General features: G+C 57.1%; 16 protein-coding genes. 10 read left to right on the top strand and 6 right to left on the bottom strand.

The features are described from left to right. Window positions 1-22 precede the first annotated feature (22 nt). From CFE35_RS21105 to CFE35_RS21095, 3 genes are all read right to left on the bottom strand, one after another. Window positions 23-1,027 (bottom strand): LacI family DNA-binding transcriptional regulator, encoded by a 1,005-nt coding sequence (locus CFE35_RS21105; protein ID WP_292933738.1) that lies wholly within the window; start codon window positions 1,025-1,027, stop codon window positions 23-25. Between the two features lie 354 nt (window positions 1,028-1,381). Further along, on the bottom strand, window positions 1,382-2,023 hold the full coding sequence (locus CFE35_RS21100) for a cytochrome b/b6 domain-containing protein (protein ID WP_292933700.1): 642 nt from the start codon (window positions 2,021-2,023) through the stop codon (window positions 1,382-1,384). Continuing rightward, on the bottom strand, window positions 2,001-2,339 hold the full coding sequence (locus CFE35_RS21095; protein WP_292933698.1) for a hypothetical protein: 339 nt from the start codon (window positions 2,337-2,339) through the stop codon (window positions 2,001-2,003). The genes CFE35_RS21100 and CFE35_RS21095 overlap by 23 nt, the downstream gene beginning before the upstream one ends. 125 nt (window positions 2,340-2,464) lie before the next feature. Here CFE35_RS21095 and CFE35_RS21090 point away from each other — a divergent pair, with 125 nt between their 5' ends. Genes CFE35_RS21090 through CFE35_RS21080 form a run of 3 tightly spaced genes read left to right on the top strand, consistent with a single transcriptional unit; the run spans window position 2,465 to window position 4,769 of the window. After that, window positions 2,465-2,770: a PepSY domain-containing protein gene (locus tag CFE35_RS21090; protein ID WP_292933696.1), complete on the top strand. Its 306-nt coding sequence runs from the start codon at window positions 2,465-2,467 to the stop codon at window positions 2,768-2,770. Further along, window positions 2,770-3,432, top strand: coding sequence for a response regulator transcription factor (locus CFE35_RS21085; protein WP_292933695.1), 663 nt, complete (start codon window positions 2,770-2,772; stop codon window positions 3,430-3,432). The genes CFE35_RS21090 and CFE35_RS21085 overlap by 1 nt, the downstream gene beginning before the upstream one ends. Next, window positions 3,429-4,769: a HAMP domain-containing sensor histidine kinase gene (locus tag CFE35_RS21080; RefSeq protein WP_292933693.1), complete on the top strand. Its 1,341-nt coding sequence runs from the start codon at window positions 3,429-3,431 to the stop codon at window positions 4,767-4,769. The genes CFE35_RS21085 and CFE35_RS21080 overlap by 4 nt, the downstream gene beginning before the upstream one ends. On the opposite strand, the gene rtcR is transcribed toward CFE35_RS21080, so the two are convergent. Continuing rightward, window positions 4,766-6,352, bottom strand: coding sequence for an RNA repair transcriptional activator RtcR (gene rtcR / locus CFE35_RS21075; RefSeq protein ID WP_292933691.1), 1,587 nt, complete (start codon window positions 6,350-6,352; stop codon window positions 4,766-4,768). The genes CFE35_RS21080 and rtcR overlap by 4 nt on opposite strands. Window positions 6,353-6,678: 326 nt before the next feature. On the opposite strand from rtcR, the gene CFE35_RS21070 reads away from it, so the two are divergent. Genes CFE35_RS21070 through rtcA form a run of 3 tightly spaced genes read left to right on the top strand, consistent with a single transcriptional unit; the run spans window position 6,679 to window position 9,443 of the window. Continuing rightward, window positions 6,679-7,905, top strand: coding sequence for an RtcB family protein (locus tag CFE35_RS21070; protein WP_292933689.1), 1,227 nt, complete (start codon window positions 6,679-6,681; stop codon window positions 7,903-7,905). Further along, on the top strand, window positions 7,905-8,417 hold the full coding sequence (locus tag CFE35_RS21065; protein WP_292933688.1) for a hypothetical protein: 513 nt from the start codon (window positions 7,905-7,907) through the stop codon (window positions 8,415-8,417). The genes CFE35_RS21070 and CFE35_RS21065 overlap by 1 nt, the downstream gene beginning before the upstream one ends. Before the next feature lie 6 nt (window positions 8,418-8,423). Continuing rightward, a complete protein-coding gene (gene rtcA / locus CFE35_RS21060) occupies window positions 8,424-9,443 on the top strand; it encodes an RNA 3'-terminal phosphate cyclase (RefSeq protein ID WP_292933687.1) in 1,020 nt (339 codons plus the stop codon). Between the two features lie 34 nt (window positions 9,444-9,477). Here the strand turns inward: rtcA and CFE35_RS21055 are convergent, their stop codons facing one another. Together CFE35_RS21055 and CFE35_RS21050 are read right to left on the bottom strand one after the other, a co-directional pair. Further along, window positions 9,478-10,758, bottom strand: a complete 1,281-nt coding sequence (locus CFE35_RS21055) for a SulP family inorganic anion transporter (RefSeq protein WP_292933685.1) — start codon at window positions 10,756-10,758, stop codon at window positions 9,478-9,480. Next, entirely contained in the window at window positions 10,751-10,999 is a 249-nt protein-coding gene (locus CFE35_RS21050; protein ID WP_292933683.1) for a helix-turn-helix transcriptional regulator, read from the bottom strand. The genes CFE35_RS21055 and CFE35_RS21050 overlap by 8 nt, the downstream gene beginning before the upstream one ends. A gap of 106 nt (window positions 11,000-11,105) precedes the next feature. On the opposite strand from CFE35_RS21050, the gene CFE35_RS21045 reads away from it, so the two are divergent. From CFE35_RS21045 to CFE35_RS21030, 4 genes are all read left to right on the top strand, one after another. Continuing rightward, on the top strand, window positions 11,106-11,414 hold the full coding sequence (locus tag CFE35_RS21045; RefSeq protein ID WP_292933681.1) for an alkylphosphonate utilization protein: 309 nt from the start codon (window positions 11,106-11,108) through the stop codon (window positions 11,412-11,414). A 445-nt stretch (window positions 11,415-11,859) separates the two neighbouring features. Then, a complete protein-coding gene (locus CFE35_RS21040; RefSeq protein ID WP_292933679.1) occupies window positions 11,860-12,684 on the top strand; it encodes a flagellin in 825 nt (274 codons plus the stop codon). Window positions 12,685-13,079: 395 nt separating this feature from the next. After that, window positions 13,080-13,958, top strand: coding sequence for an ABC transporter ATP-binding protein (locus tag CFE35_RS21035; protein ID WP_292933677.1), 879 nt, complete (start codon window positions 13,080-13,082; stop codon window positions 13,956-13,958). Between the two features lie 16 nt (window positions 13,959-13,974). Next, on the top strand, window positions 13,975-17,607 hold the full coding sequence (locus CFE35_RS21030) for a M1 family aminopeptidase (RefSeq protein ID WP_292933676.1): 3,633 nt from the start codon (window positions 13,975-13,977) through the stop codon (window positions 17,605-17,607). The last annotated feature ends 968 nt before the right edge of the window (window positions 17,608-18,575 follow it).

Below are 18,575 nucleotides of genomic sequence, written 5' to 3'. Positions count from 1 at the left end.
GGCTGTTTCAGGGTGGGGAGGTTTAACCGGCGCTCGTGCCGCCGCAGGACTTACGCACGACAAGTTTAGGCAGAAGCGTTGCCGAAGGCGCATCTTCGCCCGCCATGCGTTTGAATAAGAGGTCGACGATGGTCTTGGCGCCCTTGGCGAGGTCTTGTTGTACGCTGGTCAAGGGCGGGGTCGATTGGGCGGCGATGGCAATATCGTCAAAGCCCACGACGCTGACTTGCCCAGGCACATCCATGCCAGCGGCCGCTAGCGCTTGAATGGCGGCTAGGGCGATAATGTCAGAGGTGGCGAAGATGGCATCAAACTCAGTGCCGCTCTCGATCAATTCGCGCGCAGCTTCATAGGCGGTTTCAAACGAGAAATGCGCGGGGATAACAAGGGCAGGGTCTTGCTCAATACCTGCCGCACGCAAGGCCCGCACATAGCCTTCATAACGCAGACTGATCTCGGGCAATTCCAGCATCCCCAAAAACGCAATCCGCTTGCGGCCAAGGCCCAAGAGATGATCCACTGCCCGACGTGCACCACCAATATTATCGGTCCCGACCGAGCAATAGGTCTGTCCGTTCAAATGCCCGCCCCAGACGACCAAGGGATGATAGGATTCAGCGGCTTGATTCAGGGCTTCATGTTGATCGGATTGGCCGACAATCACCAAGCCATCTTGGCGATGGGATTGGATGATCCGATTGAGCCAACCTTCCGACGTGTCGGTGACGCGGCACAGCAGCACTTGATAGCCCCGCGTCGTGATCTCATCGGCCAAACGGCCAAACATCTCAATAAAGAATGGGTCAGAGATCAATTGCCCGACATCATGGCCGAGTGGAAACACCACACCAATCGTCTGGGTTTTGCGCATGCGCAGCGAACGCGCCGATTGATTGATGACATAGCCAGCTTCTGCCGCAATGCGCTGGATCTCGCGGCGCCGATCTTCTGGGATTAGCGGGTTATCGGCCAGCGCTCGCGAAACCGTGGACATAGACACCTTCGCCAAGCGGGCCACATCGGCCATCTTCAAGGGGCCATCATCTGCCACAACACGTCTCCTATTGCGGATGCAAAGTTGTCAAAACTTGCCTGCGCTTTCTGAAACTCGATTTGAAAGCGAATGGTAATTTATGCAACCGATTTCTGCATAAAGGATATACTTAGTTTTGCGCTCTGACTGGAGTGTATTGTTGGCCAGCGTTGTGGCTTCAAAGAAAACTCACCCCTTCACCGGCTTCGCCGGAGCTTCCCCGCGAGCGGGGAAGCGGTCGCCGGCATCAATTGGTACACGCCGCTTCCCCGCTCGCGGGGAAGCTGTCCCGAAGGGACTGAAGGGGCTTTTGGCTCAATTTCTCAGAGGGTCGATTGATCACGCCCCTCACTCCGCCCGCTTCTTGCCATCCACCATGGCGCGGACCAAGTTCTCGCGGTGACCGATTGAGGCAAGCGCGACGCCGCCAATATGCAGGATCACCAGTGCTAAGATCAGGTTTGCGCTGGCCTCATGCAGATCTTCCCACGGGCTATCGTCTTCATCGCTGCGTCCGCGATCTTCGATCTGCAGGACGCTTTGAAAGGCGGCGGGCACGGGCGTGTGGTTTTCCATCGCCATGCCGGTCCCGGCGGTCAAGCTCATGGCGATTAGCAAAGCAATCACCATGAGGCCACCCGGTGGTGAGTGACCGATATGGCGCGTGCCTTTGCCGGTCACCAAATTGGCCAGATAGCGAAAGGCAGCCATGGGTGAGGCGAGGAAGTTTTCAAAGCGTGCATGCTCTGGCCCGGCAATTCCCCAGAACAGGCGGAACACCACATAGCCCGCAACGAAATAGCCCGCTGCTTGATGCAGGGTTTCGGGCTCGCCGCGTGTGATCAAGGCCGTGGCAATAGCGATCAGCAACAGCCAGTGCCCGATGCGGACCAGTGGGTCCCAAACCCTCACCCAATTGGTTTCGGGCTTGGGCTCAGACGCGGCGCTGGGTGAGGGGGCTGCGGCCTCAGTCATGATCGCGCCCGCCATGATCGTCGTTACTTTCCTGCGACTCATCCTCGCCGCGCTCATGACGCGTACGATCTTCGCTGCGGCGCACATCCTCGGTCAGGACTTGGCCAGTCTTGGCGTCGATCACGCGGGATTCGGTACGGCTCTCCTGACGGTCGTCACGGTCGTCCTGATCCCTGTCGCTGATTTGGTTGGTGGGTTGGCTGGTTATTGCATTGGTATTTGTCGTGCTCTTGGCTGGCGACAATTGGCCTGAAGCGACAGCAAATCCTGCGACTGCCAGTGCGGCGACACCAATGCCAAGAGCGATGCGGATAGGGGTTGAAAGGGCCATGTGAAGTCTCCGGTTTGGGTTGTTGATTATCCGACCTTACCCGCCCCTTCCTGACGCCCTGCCGTTCCCAATCGTCAGCAAAGCGTCAGCTTGATGTCAGCGCCAATTCGTTACAGAGGGGTGGTATGAAGCGGATTGGCCCTTTTCTTGTCGTGATCCTTGCCGTGCTGGCTGGCTGTGGGCAGCCGCCGCAAGCGCCTGCGCCTGCGCAACACGAAGGTCCGGTTCAACCGGCAAGCAACAATCTGCCCTTCCTCAAAGTCCAAGCCATCGCCCTTGCCGCCGTGCCGGGAGAAGTCGTGAAAGTGGATTTGGAGAATGAGCATGGTCAAGACGTCTATGAGTTTAAAATCCTTGCGCCGTCAGGCCGCGTGATTGAGTTGGAGATTGCCGCTGCGACGGGCCAAATCCTGAAGCGGGAGGCCGATTGATGCGCGTATTGTTGGTCGAAGATGATCCCGTGATCAGCGCTGCTCTCAAGGTAAGTCTCGAGGCAGCGGGCTTTTTGGTTGAAGCTTGTGGCGATGGAGAACGGGCTTGGGCGCTGGGTAGTGACGAAGACTTCGATGCTGTCATTCTGGATCTGGGCTTGCCGCGATTGGACGGATTGTCTGTCTTGAAGCGTTGGCGGCAAGAAGGCCGTACCATGCCGGTCATTATTTTGTCCGCACGCGGGTCTTGGGCAGAAAAGGTTGAAGGTATTGAGGCGGGGGCCGATGATTATCTCGCCAAGCCGTTTGAGCCGCCAGAGCTCATCGCCCGCTTGCGTGGATTGATCCGCCGGGCCGCTGGACGCACCGGCAATGTGATTACTGCGGGCCGCCTTAGCCTCGATCTGTTTCGCGCCACTGCCACCTATGACGGGGCACAAGTGCGCCTCTCGCCCTTGGAGTTTCGGCTTTTAGACCTACTCGCCAATGCTGGCGGGCGACCCTTATCGGCTGGTGAATTGGGCGAGCATTTGCACGGAACCGACATGCTGGACGCCAATGCGGTCGAAGCCTTGGTGGCGCGCCTTCGCCGCAAGATCGGGTCTGAGACCATCGAGACGCGGCGCGGCTTTGGCTATGTGTTGCGGGACTTAGCCCCATGAGCAAAAGGTCCAACAGCCTCAAGGTCCGGCTGTTTGCTTTGGCCGCGCTGTGGAATGGCTTAGCCTTAGGCTTTTCCTGGGTTGCGCTATCCTTGCTGTTTGAGCGCCATACAGAGCGGCAAGTGAGGGCGGAGTTGATCCGTCAGGGCGAAGCCTTGGTTGCAGGCATGTCCATGGATGCGGCCGGGAAGCCCGTGCTCAGCCAGGCTCTGTATGACCCGCGATTTACCCGCCCTGCCAGCGGCCTTTACTGGTATGTCTCCAGCGAGAAAGGCAATTTACGCTCGCGCTCGCTTTGGGATGGCGCTTGGCCTTCGCTCACGCAGGCCCCGTCTCAAACATGGGAAAGCTTGACGACCAAGGGTCCGTTTGAGCCCGCCATGTTGCGGGTGGCCCGTACCATCCGCCCGGACGCAAAAGGGCCAGAGCTATTGATCGAAGTTGGGCAGGACCATGCTGTTATCACGCAGGCAAGGCAGGATTTTGCCCAAGAACTCGCGCTTTTCCTCTTGCTGCTCTGGTCGGTTTTGACCTTGGCCTCGGTGGTGCAAGTGACCCAGGGCCTACAGCCACTGGCGGCGCTGCGGGCGCGGCTGACGGGTCTGAAAGCCGATTCCAGGGCCCGGCTGGAGTCAGGAGAGCATCCGCAAGAAGTTGGGCCGTTGATCCAGGCGATAAATGCGCTGGCCGATGCGCGAAGTGACGATATGGCCAGAGCCCGCGACCGGGCGCGCGACTTGGCTCATGCGCTGAAGACCCCGCTTACGGCGCTGAAAATGCAAGTGGGCGACCTAGGCGATGCCAAGTCGCAAACGGCCCTGCAGGAAAGTCTGTCGGTCCTCAATATTGCAGTTCAGGCAGAATTGGCGCGTGCCCAATTGGCCCCCGATGCGCGCGGTACGTGTCTGCTAGGACCGGTGATAGAGCGTTTGGTTCGCGTGGTCGGGCGTACCCCTGCCGGTGCCAGCAAGCGGTTTGAGATAGAGGTGGGAGAGGATTGTCTGGTGCCCCTGACCGAGGAAAGCGCCTTTGAAGTGCTGGGCGCGCTTCTGGATAATGCTACCCGCCATGCCAGCCACCTCATCAGAGTTCGCGCCCGTGTCGTAGTTGGTGGCTTGATGGTCTCGGTCGAGGACGATGGGCCGGGCTTGTCGCAGGATCAGAGCCGTCTGGCGCTCGAGCGTGGCGTTCGCCTTGACGAAGCAATTGGCACCCAAGGCCTCGGCCTTGCCATCACGCGCGACCTCATCGTCGCCAGCGGCGGAAATTTGACCTTGGAAACCTCAGAGCTCGGTGGTCTGGCGGTGCGCTTGGGGTGGACGCAAGTCCCTGCCTAGACAGCAAGTTGGTCCCACGTGATGCCGAAGCGCCCGAGGTACTTACGCAGTCGATCGGCATCATTCACGCTCGCCCGCTTGGTTCGGGAGGCAGCAAACAGCTTGCGCCCAGCCTCGGACAGTGACGGGCTGGTCCGGCAGGTGGCGACGACATAGGCCAATTGAACGCGATCAAAGGGGTCTAGGCCATCCAGCTCTTCGGCAGACAAAATGTCGGCCAAATCATCGGTCGGGGTCGTACTGCCTGTCCACACGCGTTGCAGTCGGGTGATCTCAGTGGCGACGACGTCACTATCAATCCGGCCCTTGGGCGAGAAGGTCGCCATCCGCGTGACACTGGCGGCCAAGTCCCGGAAGTTCCCAGACCATGCCGCATCGTGCGACATGGCAAAGGCCAAATAGCGCTCTCGTGCTTCTTTATTGAAGGTCACCCTTGTGCCTTCACGCGCGGCATAATGATCGAGCTCATAGTCGAGATTGGGCGCAATATCTTCGCGTCGCGCGGCGAGGCCCGGTAGCGAAAATGTCCAGAGATTGAGGCGCGCAAAGAGGTCGTCGCGGAACCGGCCCTGCGCGACGCTCTGGGCGAGGTCTCGGTTGGTCCCCGCGATAAGTTGGAAGTCGCTGTGCACTTCCCGGTCGGCCCCAACGGGCAAAAAGCGCTTATCTTCAATAGCGCGCAGGATCATGGCTTGCTCATCCAAGCCCAGTTCGCCAATTTCATCGAGGAACAACAGCCCGCCATCTGCGGCCCGTAACAGCCCCGGACGATCGGCTGATGCGCCCGTGAACGAGCCTCGCTTATGCCCAAACAAGGCCGACATCGCGCTGTCGCCGCGCAAGGTCGCGCAATTGACCTCCACCAAGGGGCCATTGACTTGGTGCTTGAGTTTTTTGAGTTCAAAGATGCGCCGTGCCAATTGGCTTTTGCCTGCCCCGGTCGGCCCCATCAATAGGATAGGGGCACGGGTGCGACTGGCTACCTGTTCAATCTCGTCGATCAGGGTGTTGAAGGTGCGGCTGCGCGTTTCAATGCCCGATTTCAAAAACGACGTGCTTTCAGCACTTTCTTTCGCGAAACGGGTGGCGATGGAATCGTAGCGCGACAAGTCGAGGTCAATCACACTCCAATCGCCTGCAGCATCGGGGATGCCGCGCTTGGGCTGGGTCTGGAGCAAGCGGCCCGGCAGATAGCGCGCTTCTGTCAGCAGATAGAGGCAGATTTGCGCGACGTGCGTGCCGGTCGTGATGTGGATCAGATAATCTTCCGCCTCAGGGTCGAGTTTTTGCGCACGGGCGAAGTCAAGAAGCTTTCCATAAACCTCTTCAAAGTCCCAAGGGTTCTTGAAACTTACGGCGTGGCGCTCGACCGTGGTTTCAGGCGAGACCGAGGCGATGTCGGCGCTGACAAACTCAGCAAGACGCCGATGGGCGGTGTCGTGGATCATCAGGAAGCGGTCGACCCGCAACTCCTCATGCATGCAGATTCCCACCGATGGCCGCCATTTCTGCCAGCGCGCTGGGCCATAGGGGGAGGCGTCGAGGGTCGAGCCAAGAATACTGATGACGGTGATCGGTCTCATGCGCCAAGATTATATATTCTTATATAGAAATATACAAATTGCTTAGGATGAAATTGGCATTTTTTGCTCGCATTGATCAAAATTAAGAAAAAACAGTGTATAAAATCAGTTGGATAAAAACTTTCCTGTGCGACTTGGCACAAGTTGGCACAGGCGTTGCTTTTGTATAGGCGCTGGGTCAGTCAAACAGCTCAGCCCGCAGGAATGGATGGGGCAGCCGGAATGGGCCGGCTGCCCCGGAAGTTCCAAAAAACAGTTTTGCACGAGAGGTCTTTTGCCGCACATTGCGGCCAGACCTCTCTAGAGAAGAGAGAAGGAGAGCTTCGATGAGCGAGGCAGCATTTGAATTTACCGCCGTTGAAGGTGGGGTGCCGATCAAAATGTGGACGCGCGGCGTTCCCGTTGACGATAAGGCACGCGAACAGCTGGCGAGTGCGGCGAAGATGCCCTTCATCTTCAAGCATGTTGCCGCCATGCCCGACGTTCATGTGGGGATTGGGGCCACAGTTGGATCGGTTATTCCGACCAAGGGGGCTGTGATTCCTGCCGCTGTCGGCGTCGACATTGGTTGCGGCATGATGGCGGCGCGAACCTCGCTAATGGCGCATGACTTGCCAGATAATCTGGAGGGCATCCGCCGGGCGATTGAGGTGGCGGTGCCCCATGGTCGGACGGTCGGGCGTGGCGCACGCGATAAGGGCTCGTGGAGCAATCCACCACCTGCCATCGTTGCGGCTTGGGCCAATCTGGTTGAGCGGTTTGACCTGATCTGTGCCAAATACCCACGCTTCAAGAACACCAATCACTTGATGCATCTAGGAACCTTGGGGACCGGCAATCACTTCATTGAATTATGTCTCGATGAAGCGGCGCGGGTGTGGGTGATGTTACACTCTGGATCCCGCGGGGTCGGTAACGCCATTGGCACCTATTTCATCGAATTGGCTAAGCAAGATATGCGCAAGTGGCATATCAACTTGCCCGATGAGGACTTGGCCTATTTCCCGGAGGGGACCGATCATTTCAATGACTATGTTGAAGCGGTTGGTTGGGCGCAAGACTTTGCCGCTTTGAACCGTCGCATGATGATGACCAATGTCATTGCCGCGCTGCGGCGCGAGATCACCAAACCGTTTGAAGCAGAATTGGAGGCGGTTAACTGTCACCACAATTATGTGACGCGGGAAAATCACTTCGGTGAAAATGTCTTGGTGACCCGTAAGGGTGCTGTTCGGGCCGCTAAGGATGTCTTGGGCATCATTCCGGGATCGATGGGGGCCAAAAGCTTCATCGTTCGCGGCCTTGGTAATCCCGAGAGTTTCCATAGCTGCAGCCATGGTGCAGGTCGCGTGATGTCTCGTAACGAGGCCAAGCGGCGTGTCAGCTTGGACGAGCACATTCGTGACACCGAAGGGGTTGAGTGCCGCAAGGACGCAGGCGTGATCGATGAGACGCCGAAGGCCTACAAACCAATCGAAGCCGTGATGGCCGCGCAGGCTGATCTGGTGGAGATTGTCCATACGCTGAAGCAAGTTGTCTGTGTGAAGGGGTAATGCCCTTCACACGGGTTTCAGAGATTTTGGAGGCTCAAATGCAGGCTTGGAAATCGCCCCCTGTGTTTACGGGGAAGCTGTGGATTTGGCAGTATCGCCAGCCAAAACAGGGCTGGCGTGGCTGGCATGTGTCAGCTGACGGGCAAGGCGCGCAAGCTTTCATTGCCTTGATTGATTTTCTTCGTAACGATCATGCTTCCTACCGAACCCTGCCTTTGGAGCCGGTTTCTGAGGCGCTGTTGCACGGAATTGGCTACAATCAAGTCTGTGATCGGCAGGTGTCCAAGCTTCGCGTCGCTTATTCGTCAGAGCTAGCTGGTCTAGAACTGGTCGAAGAAGGCAACCAACTGCTGTTGACGATCGGGGCGGCAGGCTATGTCGACCTGATAGCTTGCCTTCAACGGCTTGCGTGCGGCGAAGGCGATTTCGTGCTTCATACGGATACAAAAAAGGGGCGCATCTGTTGGCACTTTTGGTGGCCACCACTTGTCCAAAACAATGAGATTAAGTGAGTTAAGATGATTAGTATTGATGGGTCGGAAGGTGAAGGCGGCGGGCAAATGGTGCGCAATGCGTGCGCCTTGTCGCTCATCACGGGTGAGCCGTTTCACCTGACCAATATTCGCGCCAAGCGCTCAAAGCCCGGCCTCATGCGTCAGCACGCGACAGCGGTGGAAGCCGCGCGCCACATCTCGGGGTCTGTTTGCGACGGCATCCATGTCGGTGCCACCGAATTGACCTTTCGCCCGGGCAAGATAACGCCGGGCGAATATCAATTCTCAATTGGTACTGCGGGATCCACCGGCCTCGTGTTGCAAACAATCCTCATGCCGCTGATCTTTGCGGATGGCCCCTCGAAATTGGTTCTCGAAGGCGGGACCCACGCGATGGGCGCACCGCCCTTTGAGTTCTTGGAGCGCTGCTTTCTGCCCCTGATCAATCAAATGGGGCCGAAGGTTTCCGCACGTCTGATCCGGCATGGGTTTTACCCCCGTGGTGGTGGGCGGATTGAGATCGATATCGAGCCGGCACCTTTGCGCCCCATCGCATGTCTGGATCGCGGTGCGCTCGTGGATGCAACCTGTGAGGCAAACTTCGCGGGCCTCTCCTTTGATGTGGCGAGACGCCTTCGCGGCCGCGTACAGGCGGCTTTTCCGACTTGGCCAGAAAGTGCCTTCTCGGTTCGAGAGCTGCCAGCCGATCAAGGCCCCGGCGTGATCCTGATGCTGACCGCGCGCTATACCCATGTAACCGAGCTGGTAAGTGGCTTTGGGCAATTGGGCGTCCCGGCTGAACAATTGGGGAAAGTGGCTGCTGCGCGGATGCAAGGCTATCAGGACAGCATCGCCTTCGCTGGGCCACATCTGGCGGATCAATTGATCTTGCCCTTTGTCCTTGCTGGGCGCGGCGCGTTCACGACGGTCAAACCAACCCAGCATTTGCTGACGGCGATGGACCTTGCAACCCGCTTTACGGGGCGGGCGTTTAATCTGACCGACCATGAGGGCGGCGTACATTTGGTGCGGCTTGGTCCCTGAAATAGTTGGCGGCAGGTGCATCAAAGCGCCTGCCTCAGGCCTGTGGCGGCTTTGGCCGCTTCGTCCACGTGCTGACCGCAACAATCACGCAGCCTGCGGCTATGCCTGCGGTCAAATCAAACCAAGCGACCACCAGCAAAGTAACCAGCATTGCGGTCGCCTGGCCGAAAGAGGATTTGGCGACACTGGCGATCTCATGACGCTCGATCATGCCCCATGCCACCACCATCAGTACCCCGGCTAAGGCGGCAAAGGGAATATGGGCGGCCAGCGGCATCAGGGCCAAGAAGGCAATCAGCACAAAGATGGCATGAAGGATGCCTGCAATGGGGCCATGGGCCCCCGCGCGGATATTGGTGGCCGTACGGGCAATTGTCCCCGTGACGCAAAATCCGCCAAATAGTGCCGCCCCCATATTGGCTAGGCCTTGGGCAACCAATTCAGCTTCGGGTCGATGTTGCCTCCCGCCCATCGTGTCCCCCACCGTCGCTGACAAGAGCGATTCAATCGCCCCTAACAAAGCAAAAGATGCGGCAGCTGGCAGAAGCTTCATGATAAAGGCGGGGTCCAATTGGGGTAAGCTCGGGGCAGGCCAAACGCCCTTCAAGGTGCTGAACCGATCACCCAAAGTCTCAATTGGTAGGTGAAAATGCTCCGCCGCAAGGCTTGTCACCACAATGGCCAGCAGCATACCGGGAAAAGCGGGCTTCCAGCGACGCGCCAACAGAATGACCGCCATGGTTGCAATCGCAAGGGCGCAGGCGGCGGGGTTAAAGCTCGCTCGCGCTGAAATCAGTGTGCGGATCTTTTCGGCTAGTTCAGCGGGCTCATGGGAAATCTGTAGCCCCAGAAAGTCATGCAACTGGCTGGCTGCAATGATGATCGCAATGCCAGCTGAAAACCCTAGGACGACCGCTTTAGGGATCAAACGCACAAAGCGGCCGAGACGAAGCGCCCCTGCAAGAACCAAAAAAATGCCCGAGAGAAAGGTCGCCGTGATCAGGCCCGCAACGCCATGCGCCAATACGGTTCCGGCTACGGGCACAATGAAGGCCCCTGCGGGTCCGCCAATTTGATACCGGCTCCCGCCCGTTGCTGAAACAATCAGACCGCCGACAATCGCGGTGATCAAGCCCTTTTCGGGCGGTAGTCCGCACGCAATGGCAATGGCCATCGATAAGGGTAGCGCAACCACAGCCACCGTTGCCCCAGCCAAGGCGTCCTTTCCAAAGGCGTTTAAGCCATAGCCCTCTTTTAGAACGCTGATGAGCTTGGGCTTAAAGGTTCGGGCAGGGTCCGGCGCGACTTCATTCATCTTTTAGCCTCACGCCCCTGCCGCGCGCATGGCTCGGCTGCTCGGGGCCAATGACCTCAACGCCCAGCCGATCAAGTGCGCCCAAGACTTTCATCAGGCTGTCGACCTGCGCCCGCACAATGCCGTCGCTTGCCTCCATGCGTTGGATGGTCGGCAAAGATACCCCAGCTGCTGTTGCCAGATCACTTTGGTCGAGGCCAAGAAGCGCGCGGGCAGCTTTGAGTTGAGCGGAAGTCAGCATGGAGGCCACCTATTTGATGTATGAAGTATCAGTTACTACTGTTCAAACTTGTCTTCTAGCGGCCAGCATGTCAATGAGAGGTGTCTAAAGATTGAAGGAACCGCCCATGACCGCCAGTGACGACGACTATGTCTATGATGAAGCGAGCGGGGAGTGGATGCCGGCCTCCGAATTGGCTGCGCGGACACAGGCGGAAAGCGCTGTCGTGGTGCGCGATGCGGTTGGCAATGTGTTGCAAGACGGCGATGCCGTGGTTCTCGTCAAAGATCTCGATGTGAAGGGGGCTGGGCAAACGTTGCGCCGAGGCACCGTGATCCGTTCGATCCGCCTGACGGGCGATGCGCAGGAAATTGACTGCAAGCACGACACCATTCGCGGCCTCGTGCTGCGTGCGGAATTCGTCCGCAAGCATTAAAGTCTATCGCTGAATTGGCGGGCAAACTTGGTCAATCCGATCGGTCAAGCGACTTTCAAGCGGCTCCGTCGTGCCCTCTTTTGGTCGTTGGTTCAGAAAAAGCGGCGCGAAAAAGGGTGAATCGCAGCGGCCCCCAAATTTTTTTAAAACCTGCCAACCGGCCTCGATACGGGCTTTATAGGTCGTACAAGGCTTCCAAAATAAACCATAAATATTCAAAAAATGTCATAGCATTCTGTTGATTGGTTCGTTTGTTGATTTCAGTTGAAAACATCCATCAACCATTTCCATTACCCAACAATACTGCATTCTCTCTTTTGGTAGGAATTTGTTTACCATGTTTCTCAACGCCGGATTCAGAACTCAATTTTACGCTGGTCTGGTATTCAAAACGAATACACCTCGCTCGTAGCGGGGGACAACCAAGTATGGATGAGGGCTAGAAATGCTCAGCGTAAACACGAATCAAGGCGCTATGGTCGCGCTTCAAACTTTGAATAAGACCAATTCCGACCTCGACAAAACCCAAAACGCGATTTCGACGGGTTTGAAGGTCGCCTCCGCAAAAGATAATGGTGCGATCTGGGCTATCGCCAATAAGATGCGCTCCGACGTTGGTGCCTATGACCGCGTTCGTGAATCGACTGACCGCGCCGCCTCCATCCTCGACACCGGCATTGCGGCTGGTGAGAGCATCATGGAACTTCTGAACGAAATGAAGGGCAAGGCTTTGGCCGGCACCCAAGCTGGTAACTCGGCATCTGCACAGGCAGCGCTTGCCGCCGACTTTGCCCAGCTCCGTGACCAAATCACCAGCGTCATCGCAAACGCTTCATTCGACGGCGCGAACATGATCCAAGGTACGCCGAGCAATGCTGTGTCCTTGGGCGACGCGGCGGGTGGTAACACCATCACGGTCAACGGTGCCAGTTTGGCATTGGGTGGTACGGTTGTGACCGTCGCAGCTGGTAGCGTTCTGACGGACAACACCACTTCGGGCACCGCATTGGGCCTTGTGAACGCATCCATCACCAACTTGGGTACCCAATTGGCAACCTGGGGTGCTGGCGCAAAGCGTTTGGACGTGCACCGCACGTTCATCGGTAAGCTGCAGGACGCATTGAACAACGGGATCGGGGCGATTGCAGACGCCGACCTCGCCAAGGAAAGCGCGAAACTGCAGGCCCTGCAAACCAAGTCTCAGCTTGGCATTCAAGCGCTGTCGATTGCCAACAGCTCGTCGCAGTCGGCTCTGTCGCTGTTCCGCTAAACCGAACAACAAGAAAAAATCTCCTTCTAAATGGGCTCAAGCCGAAAGGCTTGGGCCCTTTTTTGTTTATTGGCACAATAATGAAGCTTTCAGTTGGGCTGTATTCTCCCTTTGAGATCGTTTTGCACCTTTGAATTAGGGGGCACTTGGGCTTGCCCTGTGATCAAATATTGACAATGACTTGGTCTACTCATGGGCATCAACCATGACATAAAGTCATGAGATTTTTTGTAACGAGGTCGTGTGATACGTCTCCGCGACGCCATTCGGCTTTTGGCTTAGAAATTGGATAAAAAGGGGCATAATCCTAGAGGTTTATGACGTTAATTTAATTATCTGGGGGCATTGCCGCCTCATAACGCGCACGTTACCCTCCGGCAAAACGGGGGACTAACATGTTAAAGATTACCGGCCTGACGCATGTCTATAGCAATGGCGTCAAGGCGCTTGATAACATCAATCTGACCATAGCGCCGGGCATGTATGGACTGCTCGGCCCCAATGGTGCTGGCAAATCGACCTTGATGCGCACCATCGCCACGCTGCAAACGCCGACCTCTGGCGCGATTGAGTTTGGTAAGATTGACGTGCTGCAACAGCCCGAACTCTTGCGCGAGACTTTGGGCTATCTGCCGCAAGACTTCGGCGTCTATCCGCGCGTCACCGCCAAAGACATGCTGAACCATATGGCCATCCTAAAGGGCTTTGCTGGCGCTAAAGAGCGCAAGGAAGTCGTTGAAGGCCTATTGAACCAAGTCAATCTTTGGCAGGTGCGCAACAAAGCCATCGCGGGCTTTTCCGGCGGCATGCGGCAGCGGTTTGGGATCGCACAAGCTTTGATTGGTGCCCCCAAGCTGATCATCGTGGACGAACCGACCGCGGGCCTCGACCCTGAAGAGCGCAACCGCTTCTTGAACCTATTGGCCGCGATTGGCGATGAAGTGGTCGTGATCCTCTCCACCCACATCGTGGAAGATGTCGCCGATCTCTGCCCGGCCATGGCCATTCTGGCCGGTGGGAAGATTGTGGCAGAGGGTGCACCCAAAGACCTAACCCACGCGCTGTCGGGGCGGGTATGGCGCAAGACCATTGGGCGCGCCGCGCTCGCGGATTATCAAGCGCGGATGCAAGTCATCTCCTCGCGCCTCTTTGGCGGCGAGACCGTCATTCATGTGTTGGCCGACCAAGAGCCAGAGCCCGGCTTTAATGCCGTCGAAGGGGGGCTGGAAGACGTCTATTTCTCAACCCTCGCCGCTACGCGCGCTGCTGCTTGAGATCGGGACAGACATTATGAAATCCTTGCGCCAATTCCTGTCTGTGGCCGGCTTTGAGTTCGGCTATCAGCTTCGTAACCCGGTACTCTGGGTCAGCTTTACCCTCTTCTTTCTGCTGACGTTCGGGGCCGTCACGGTCGATGAAATCCAGATCGGGGGCACCGGCAATACGAATATCAACTCGCCCTTTGCCATCAATCAAACCATGATGGTGATGGGGATTTTTGCGCTGTTTGCCGTGACAGCCTTTGTCGCCAATTCGGTCACACGCGATGACGAGACCGGCTATGGCCCCATTTTACGTGCCACACGTTTGGGCAAAGCGGCCTATCTGTATGGCCGTTTTGCCGGGTCTTGGCTGGCAGCAGCGGTGGGCTATCTGTCGGTGCCGCTGGCGATCTTGATCGGCTCGCTCATGCCGTGGCTGGATCAAGAGAAGGTCGGGCCGCTGATTTTGGCCCATTATGCCTTTGCTTACTTCATTATCGCCTTGCCGATGTTGTTCGTATTTGGCGCGATGTTGTTTGCCTTTGCTACCGCGACCCGCTCCATGATGGGGGCCTATCTGGGCCTGATCGGCATTTTGGTTGCTTGGGTGACCACGGGCGTCATCTTCGACAAGCCCGACATGAAGGACATTGCCGGCCTATTTGACCCTACTGGCGTCAGCGCCTTGTTCCGCCAGACCGAATATTGGACGGCGGCAGACCGCAACACGCGCCTGCCAGAACTGGTCGGCACATTTCTGCAGAACCGAGCCATCTGGCTCAGCATTGCTTTGGCCTTTCTAGGCCTCTCCTATTTCATCTATCGCCCGGGCGGCAAAGGTGTGAAGGCAGACAAGGCAGCCAAGGCTGGTAAAGCCGTCGTTGGACCAATCGTGGCTACCGCACCCGTCATCGCGCCTGTCCTCACCGGCCAAGTGCGCTTGGCGCAGCTCTGGGCGCGCACCGCGTTTGACGTGAAGGCGGTGATTTTCAGCCCGGCTTTCTTTGTACTATTGGTCTTGGGCCTTTTTAACGCCATGGGCGCCCTTCTCTATGCGGATGAAGTGCGGGGCACCGCGATTGAGCCGGTCACACGCCTGATGGTCGTGGCCTTGCAAGGCTCTTTCTCCATCATCCCCATCATCATTGCCGGCTTTTATGCGGGTGACCTTGTGTGGCGCGACCGCGAGCGCCGCATGGCAGAGATTATCGATTCCACCCCGGTCAGCGATTGGGCCTTTGTCTTCCCAAAAGTCTTGGCGATCTTTCTGGTTCTGTTGGCAACCAATGTCGTCGGCATGCTGGCGGCGATGGGGGTGCAGCTCTTCAAAGGTTACGCAGGCCTTGAACCCGTGGGCTATTTGCTCTGGTGGATTGTTCCGGGCACCATTTCGGGGCTGCAACTCGCTATTTTGGCTGTCTTTTTCCAAGCGCTCTCGCCCAATAAATATGTAGGTTGGGGTTGTCTCTTGGTTTATCTCGTCGCCTCGATCACGCTGGCGAGCATGGGCTTCCAGCACAATCTCTATAATTACGGCGGCAACCCCGGCACACCCTTAAGCGCCTTTAACGGCATGGCGCATTTCTGGATCGGAAAAACGTGGTTTGACCTCTATTGGGGTGCTTTCTGTGTCGTTCTGGTGATCCTATCCTACGGCCTGTGGCGTCGTGGGGCGGAGACACGATTGATGCCGCGGATCAACCGATTCCCACGACGCATGATGGGCGCGACAGGGCTTGTTCTGGCCTCAGCCCTTGCCGCCTTTGCCGGCCTTGGCGGGTGGATTTTTTACAACACCAATGTGCTCAACATCTATCAATCAAGCGTCGCGGGCGAAGAAAGCCTAGCCAATGCCGAAAAGGCTTTGGCCCAATATGAGGAGATGCCAGGCCCAACGATCACGGACGTAAAACTCAACGTCAATCTGCGCCTAAAGGATCGCCAAGCCGATGTGACCGGCAGCTATGTCATCGAAAACCAAACCGGCGCGCCACTGTCACGCATTATTGCCGCGCTGCCCGACAGATCAACAGTAGAACGCGCCAGCCTATCCATCCCCGGCGTGGTCGTTGAAAAGGCTTGGCCGGACTATAATGTGACACTCTACCGGTTTGAGAAGCCGATGGCAGCGGGTGAAAAGCGCATTGTGACGTTTGAAACCACCTATGGCCGTAAGGGCTTCACCAATGGCAGTGGGCAGAGCCGCTTGATCGCCAATGGCACCTTCCTCGATAATTTTGAGTTGACACCCATCCTCGGCGTCTCGCGCGGCAATTGGATGACCGATCGGTCCAAGCGGCGCAAATATGGCCTCGACCCAGACCGTCGCCCCTTTAAATTGGAAGATCCTAAGGGCGATGCACACCATTATTTGCGGCCTGACAGCCATTGGGTGAATGCCGACATCACAGTCAGCACCGATGATGATCAAATTCCCATCGCGCCCGGTTACCAGGTTTCTGAGACCAAGAAGGACGGCCGCATCACGCGTCGTTTTGTAACCGAAGCGCCCATCCACCACTTCTTCTCGATCCAGTCGGCGCGCTATGGTGTAAAGCGCTCGCAAGTCCAAGTGGCGGGAAAGCCTGTCTCGGTGGAATTATACTATCACCCCAATCATACCGCGAACCTAGAGCGGATGGAAAAGGCGGCGCATCGGTCTTTGACCCTGTTCTCCGAGCGCTTCTCGCCCTACCAGTTCCGCCAATTCCGCATTTTGGAATTTCCAGCCTATGCGGCCTTTGCCCAGTCCTTTGCCAACACCGTGCCGTTCAGTGAGGACATTGGCTGGCTGCAGGCCAATCGAGACCCGACGAAGATTGACCTCGTCACCTTCGTCACCGCGCACGAAATCGCACACCAATGGTTTGCCCACCAATTTGTGGGCGGTGACAAACAAGGCTCGACCATGTTGTCAGAAAGCTTCTCTCAATATGGTGCGCTTTTGGTGATGGAAGACATGTTGGGGCCAGATCATGTCCGCCAATTCCTAAAGAATGAGCTCGATTCCTATCTGGGCGCACGCGGCAGCGAAGTGGTGGAAGAATTGCCGCTGATGCGGGGCGAGAACCAAGGCTATATCCATTATAATAAGGGTGCCTTGGTGATGTACTTCCTGCGTAATGAAGTGGGGGAGGCACCAGTCAATGCCGCCATTCGCAAATTGATCGCCCAATTCGCGTTCAAGCCTGCGCCCTATCCTACCAGCGCCCAATTCATCACCTACCTGCGCGCTGAAGTGGGACCCGATCCCGTCAAGCAACAGCTAATCACCGATCTGTTTGAGAAGATCACGCTTTATGATGCCAAAGTGGCGGAAGCGTCTAAGGTCCAATTGCCAGATGGCCGGTGGCAAGTGACGCTGACGGTCGAGGCCAAAAAGCTCTATGCCGATGGCGAAGGCAAAGAGACCGAGGCCCCCATGTCGGAAGCTTGGGAAGTGGGCGTCTTTAATCAAAAGCCCGAAGACAAGGTCTTTACCAAAGCCAATGTTCTGGCGTTTGAACGCCGCCCTATCCGCAGCGGTCGTCAACAATTGGTCCTAACTTTGCCTGCCGTCCCCGAACCGGGCTTTGTCGGCATCGATCCCTATGTGAAGCGGATTGATCGCAACAGCGACGATAATCTTATCGCGATTGAGGCGGCTAAAGCGGGGAAGTGAGGGGGTTAGGAGCGTGCAGATAAAAACTTAAGCGGCATGCGGCAGCCTTGGGGAAGCTGTCCTGAAGGGACTGAAGGGGAACGCGCAACAACAGTTGCGCTTGTCATCGCGATTGCATGCGCAGCTCGTGCTGCGCGGTCCTTTTGATGGGGTTTCTATTTAGAAGCGGTTTTGGTGATCCTTCTGTCTCACCAAACCGCTTTGAATATCGTGATCGGGCGATGTGTCGCGTCAAGTCCAGATTTCTTTCAGAAATCTGCCGCGCAGCGGCGCGAAGCGGACTTGACTCGTCAAATCGCCCACAAACAATTGAGGGTGGCCTTTGGTGCAGGCAGGGCCTGCACCAAAGCCTTCCAGATGGAAACCTACCCCTTCAGTCCCTTCGGGACAGCTTCCCCACCAGTGGGGAAGCGGCGTGTCCCAGCTGCTGCCGCTCTCCCCTCTCCCTCTGGGAGAGGGGCGGGGGTGAGGGCTTACACGCACCCAATCTATAAGGCGGGTTGGCGAGTTTTCATTTGCCCAGAACAAGTAGCTTTTACGCCCTAAAGGCCCTCACCCCCGACCCGTCGACCTACAGGTCGACCCCAGTGGGAGAGGGGAGCGAAAAAACAACACTTATCCCCGCTGAACACCCCTTCAGTCCCTTCGGGACAGCTTCCCCGCTCGCGGGGTTTCGGCGCATGCGCCGATGTCCGCCGAAGCCGCTGAATGGGAACGCGCAGCAAGAGCTGCGCATCGGTACGCGTTGACAGGCGCAGCTCGTGCTGCGCGGTCCTTTGCAGGGACAAATAAAAACTTATCCCCCACCCATCAAACCCCGCATAACTTAAGGCCATCTCCGACGAGAGGGCGTTGTTGCTGCAGCGGCGACACCGGTTGGGGATGGTAAGCGGGATTAATCGAGGTTGAAGTGGCGACCTCGTGTTTCATTGGGATTAGCTGTCCTGATGCCCGAGTGTGCTTGTGCC

It is taken from the genome of Novosphingobium sp. PASSN1 (genome assembly GCF_002278815.1).
Note: the sequence above shows the minus strand (reverse complement) of the source record. Positions and strands in the feature narration are given on the sequence as shown.